Source organism: Lactobacillus sp. (genome assembly GCF_051893255.1).
Taxonomy (GTDB): Bacteria; Bacillota; Bacilli; order Lactobacillales; family Lactobacillaceae; genus Lactobacillus.
The window spans coordinates 1-1,614 of the sequence record NZ_JBJFHB010000074.1 but is presented as its reverse complement, the minus strand read 5'-3'; the positions used below and the strand labels follow the sequence as shown (position 1 = coordinate 1,614).

At 53.1% G+C, this 1,614-nt stretch carries 2 protein-coding genes; both read right to left on the bottom strand.

Translation table 11 applies throughout. The features are described from left to right. The coding region (locus tag ACI4WN_RS06910) for a DASS family sodium-coupled anion symporter (protein WP_439777544.1) at positions 1 to 1,016 on the bottom strand (1,016 nt) is incomplete at its 3' end. 29 nt (positions 1,017 to 1,045) lie between these two features. Next, the coding region (locus ACI4WN_RS06905) for an FAD-binding protein (protein WP_439777543.1) at positions 1,046 to 1,614 on the bottom strand (569 nt) is incomplete at its 5' end.

The window sequence follows — 1,614 nt, the reverse complement described above, 5'->3', positions numbered from 1 at the left end:
CTCAATTGGTTAGCCATGAAGATCAGGATGGAGAACCAGATGACAACGTTCCAGGCACCAGTTTCGCCCAGCATGTCCTTGGTGGTCAATACGCCCGTTACCAAGAGCAAGGCCGTTGCCAAAAAGGCTACCCAGGTTGCGTCCAAGCCGATGAAGCTGGACAGCATCCACAAGACCAAGGCGATGATGAAGATGGCCATCATGACCTTTTCTGAGGCCTTCATTGGGCCCATTTCAGACAATTGCCCTTCTGCCCATTCCTTAGCGTTTGGCGTTTCCTTGATTTCTGGTGGATACATCTTGTAGATGATGATTGGTACCAGGATAAAGGAAATAACAGCTGGCACAACAGCGGCTGCTACCCAGCCAAACCAGGAGATCTTAACCCCGTTGGCTGCTGCCAGACCAACCGCTGCCACGTTAGGCGCAGAAGCCGTCATGAAGAGGCTGGAAGAAATGGTGTTGGCATGGAATTCGTTGAAGATCAGGTATGAACCAATCTTCTTTTCCGTGCCATCTGATACCTTAGAGCCAAAAGTGTCAGACAAGGATTCGATGATTGGCAAGACGATCCCGCCAGACCGTGCCGTGTTACTTGGCGTAGCTGGGGAAACGACTAAGTCGATCATGGACAAGGAGTAGCCAAGGCCCAGAGTCTTTTTACCAAAAGATCTAACGAAGACCAAGGCAATCCGGCGACCTAAGCCGGTCTTGGTAAAGCCGCGGGCAATCATGTAGGCCATAGCGATGGTCCATGGGGTGGAGTCGCCAAAGGCTGCCAGGGCTGGCTTCATTTGGACTAAGCCCGTGCCGACGATCAGCACGTAGGCGATGATGGACACCCCGGCGATTGGCAGGGGCTTGGTGATGCAGGCAATGATCGTTGCCAAGAAGATCGCGAACATCTCCCAGCCAGCAGGCGTGATCGCTGCTGGTCTAAAAGGCATCAGTAAGATCAGGGCGATCCCCACGATCAAAGGCGCGATAAAGCCTTTGTAATTTACTTTTGCTAACATTTAATCTCTCACTTTTTCATTTTTTGTCGTTAATTTTCGGATTTGAGATCCCGGACGAACTGGCTAGCCTGGATGCCGGCTTGGCGGCCAAAGACTACCGTTTCAGCGATCGAGTTGCCGCCGATCCGGTTGTTGCCGTGCAGACCCCCGGAAACTTCGCCAGCAGCGTACAAGCCCTTGATGACGTTGCCGTTAGTGTCCAAAACTTCGGTTTCAGCGTCAATGTGGATCCCGCCCATCGTGTAGTGGATGGCTGGGTGGACATGGATGGCGAAGAATGGGCCAACCTTGATCCCCCGGTCCATCCCGGTAGTCCGGCCAAAGGCCGTGTCGTCGCCGGCTACTTGGTCAGCGTTCCACTTTTCAACGGTTGCTTCAAGGCCACTGGCGTCAACGCCAATCTTCCCAGCCAGTTCTGCCAAGGATTCGCCGTGTTCTACCAAACCAATATGGTCGTAGAATTCAACGGCCTTGACGTGGTCGCGGATGCCTTGGTCAAAAATCAGGTAGGCTCCGTCTTCGTTTAAGCCAGTGATGGCAGCAGAAACCAGCTTCCGGGTTGCCAATTCGTTGACAAAACGCTTGCCGGCTTGGTTGA